The sequence below is a fragment of the Ruegeria sp. A4 genome, from assembly GCF_056543025.1.
In genome coordinates, this window is the sequence record NZ_JBQGAW010000020.1 from 1 (window position 1) to 3,465 (window position 3,465).

Below are 3,465 nucleotides of genomic sequence, written 5' to 3' on the forward strand. Positions count from 1 at the left end.
AAGCCCGACGTGGTAATGCTGGGGAATTGCTGCTGCGGATCATGTTGGCGACCTCAATGCCCTCCAGAGTAGCTGAGGCGGATCTGAACGACTTAAACCCAAACATGTGCCGCACGCGTCGTTTGATGAATCTGTGATCCTGCTCGATCATGTTGTTTAGGTATTCGGACCTAATCGTCTGTACTTTCGCAGAGCACCCGAACCGCTTCAGGATCCTGTTCACTTCTCGAATGCCAGCTGCATTTGCGCCACTCTTGTCTATGACGATTTTGTTTGGGATCCCGTTTGACGACAGTGCTTTGGCAAAGAACCTGATGGCTGCTGGACGATTACGTCGCTCAGATAGCATGAAATCAAGGGTATTTCCCGCTTTGTCAACTGCTCGATAAAGATACATCCACTTCCCGCGCACACGAATGTGGGTTTCGTCCATGCGCCAAGAACTCAGCGTTGGTCGCTTCTTCGATTGCGCGCTCGCGGCGATCATCGACGAATACTTAACAACCCACCTGTTGAGAGTAGCGTGGTCCACCTGCACGCCGCGTTCGGCCATGATCTCTTCCAAATCACGATACGACACTGTGTACCGCAAATAGAAATATACAGCGTAAAGATCTGCATCCTTGGGAAAGTGGCAGCCTTTCAGAGAGATCAAACTAAAAACCTGTTCGAAACCTATTCGACGGGAACAGACTGCGAAAACTGAGTGCTCGTCAATCTCAGTTCAAAGTTTGCGACACATCCCACAAAGGGTTAAACAATCGGAACGAAGGATCACACAGACCCACTCGAAAGCGTGAAAAGCTCATGGGACGCTTCAAGTCGCCAAAGCAAGCGCAAAGGTTCCTTGCCGCTCACGACCAGATCAACACCGTTTTTCGACCCCGCCGCTATCAACTCTCCACCGTCTCATACCGTCACGCCAGAACCGATGCTTTCGGCCTCTGGAACAGTTATGTTACCGAAATGAACGTCTGATAGGAACTGGCCTTACATTTCTCAATCACACGCAAACAAGTTGGCAATGCCGTCCAGCCTAGTCGACCGATTGTGGTTCAAGAGTTGGCGACAAGTACCTTGTCCGTTCCAACTTCCCAGCTAGGGCGCTGAAGAAGAAGTGTGTTGACGGCAACGCGTCGTTGATGGGCGATCAACGAAAGTAAGGACCTCGTTCAATCGGCTTTCGGGCTGGTCCCACGTACGGCCATTGGCACGCGCAAAGCGTTCGATAGCTGAAATCGTCTTCCTTCCGACGATGCCATCGACCGCTCCGGGCGCGCACCCCAGGTCTGCCAAGCGCTGTTGAATTCTCCTGACTGTCTCGACGTTGGGTGTCGGTGAGACTTCATCCAACGTAGGTTCTTGTGATCTCTGTCTTTCGAGGAAAGCGGCTCTCGCGAGATCCCTGTTGAGCCTAGCTCCCAACGTGCTGAGCAACGTTTGGCGGCATGCCGTCGTGATAGAGTTGGACGCACAGGCGCTAAAGAGTTGCGTGTGCCAACGATTACACTCAGAAACAACGGTTGGCCGCGACGATGCAGCTTCCAGATCAATTCGCTTTGAAATGCTCGCATTCAAGGAGTTGTATAATTGTCGCACCCCGGGATTTCCGCAAACCAATCTCGATAGTGTCTGGCTATTCTTTGGGCAGATTATTCTTTGGATGCCCGAGGTGCCCGTGGTCGTCGAAATCCTATCTGTTGCAGAAGACGGTGGTGGGGTCGGTTGAGGCCTGGGAGAAACCGCAGATGATGTACTCCTGATACAAACAGCGGCGGCGTCGTGTATCGTTGTATCGATCTGACCATATGAACAATGCATTACATAGCTGTAGCGATACTGCCCGCGCATCTCGTAGTTTGACAGAAATAGATAAGTGGCCATTCTATGTGAGCCGCAAATTTCTGCTCCACCAAATATGTCTGCAAGTCGAGTATTAAGCTCTCGTGGCGCATTCCCAAACGCACGCATCTCGTCGAGACTAGGAATTCGCCAGTCATTATGACCTAGAAAATTAAGGTTTGCGCATCTCTGAAATGCCTCAGCAAAACTGAAGCGCCCCATCGGAGATCTGGTCAGCATAAGGCCGGCAGATATGCTTTCGAGGCTGTTGGCCGTGATCCGGAAGTTCGCTTGCTTCGATGTTGTTTGTGGTGGAGCGGTGTCCTGGCTCTGATCACGTCCGAACACAAATAGTGAGGCGATTGCGATACCGATGATTGCGAGGATGGCGTTTCGGAGGCCGTTGTTGGCAACCTGTCGAAGCGGAGGTGTTGGCGGGGAACTGGCCGGTGCTGGTCCGACACTCGGACCTGTTGGACCATGCGAACCAGCTCCGCGAAATGGAGTCTGCTGGTAACTGGTTTTCGTCTTGCCAAAGAGCTCTCGACCTCGCTTCTTTTCGGTTTCGCACCACGGGCAGCTGCGGGTACTCTTGCGATGATGGTGGAAGCGAGATTTTCGGCATTGCGTGAGGCCCTTCTCGAACCGGTCGAGCATGTCGATCCACTCTTGGGCGGTGGGCCGCTGTCGCGCAGTTGATCTCCCGAAGGCGCGCTCGAATGCGTCCCGCACATCGTCGGGGAGTCAGTCCACCGGTGGTGCGGTGGGTTGCGGCGCAACCTTCAGCCGACTGCTGTCTGACCCGTACGCATAGCGGAACTCCTCGATCCATTTGGGCGGGGCAGGAGGATCTCCTCTCCCATTCCAAACACACCGGAACGGATGCACGCCGCTCATGAGGAGCCGAAAGATCATCACCGCGAGGCCAAAGTTGTCATGGTTCGAACCGCGCGTGCCGAGATTGCGCTGGTTGATCCCTTGATGCTCAGGTGGCAAATACTCGGGCGTGCCGACGACGCAGGGAAAGACCTGGCCGTTGACCGAGTATTGGATCGAGTCGCTGTCGATCAGGATCACGGTTGCGTGGTCGGTGACGAGGAAACCGGACTCGTTGATATCGCCGATCAAACAGCCGGTGTGGTGAAGCTCTGCGACCGTCCGAGCAGCGTTCGCAGCCACGCGTACCATGAAGGATACCGTGGCGTCGGGAAATTTCTCCTGACGGTCCCGACTGTTCCAGAGTTGGTGGATCGGCCGGGCGCCCCGAACGCGGCGCATTGTGAACCCCACGAATCTGCGGGACTCATCCAGCAGAATTTCGATCGGGAAGGAGATGTGCGGGGCCTGGTGGTGCAGCCCTGTAGCAACCATCGCCTCGATCTTGGTCCGCCGGTCGTCCGCCCGCCCATCGGTGTAAAGCTTGACCACCAGGTCCGGCGAACCCACCACCTCGTAAACAGTACCCTCCCCGCCCCTACCGAGCTCAGCGCCGAGGGTGATGGAATGACCGGAAGGGGTGGAAAGGCGAGATTTCATTATCGAACGCTTCGAGCCGCAACAATGAGCGTTTTATCATCATCAGTCAGATCATTGACACGGCTGCTGGCAAGGAAGGATCTAAGC

The 3,465-nt window shown here is 54.7% G+C and carries 3 protein-coding genes and 1 pseudogene; 1 reads left to right on the forward strand and 3 read right to left on the reverse strand.

Annotated features, from left to right (window positions below; translation table 11 throughout):
- Nucleotides 1-655, reverse strand: a 655-nt coding sequence (locus tag ACR0E2_RS20600; protein WP_480447748.1) for an IS6 family transposase, incomplete at its 3' end; no start/stop codon positions are given.
- Between the two features lie 86 nt (nucleotides 656-741).
- On the opposite strand from ACR0E2_RS20600, the pseudogene ACR0E2_RS20605 reads away from it, so the two are divergent.
- Nucleotides 742-978 (forward strand): annotated as a pseudogene (locus tag ACR0E2_RS20605) (IS6 family transposase); the annotation flags it as partial.
- A 120-nt stretch (nucleotides 979-1,098) separates the two neighbouring features.
- Here the strand turns inward: ACR0E2_RS20605 and ACR0E2_RS20610 are convergent.
- Entirely contained in the window at nucleotides 1,099-2,499 is a 1,401-nt protein-coding gene (locus tag ACR0E2_RS20610; RefSeq protein ID WP_480447749.1) for a peptidoglycan-binding protein, read from the reverse strand.
- A gap of 87 nt (nucleotides 2,500-2,586) precedes the next feature.
- Nucleotides 2,587-3,378, reverse strand: a complete 792-nt coding sequence (locus ACR0E2_RS20615; protein ID WP_480447750.1) for a protein kinase domain-containing protein — start codon at nucleotides 3,376-3,378, stop codon at nucleotides 2,587-2,589.
- Between the last annotated feature and the right edge of the window lie 87 nt (nucleotides 3,379-3,465).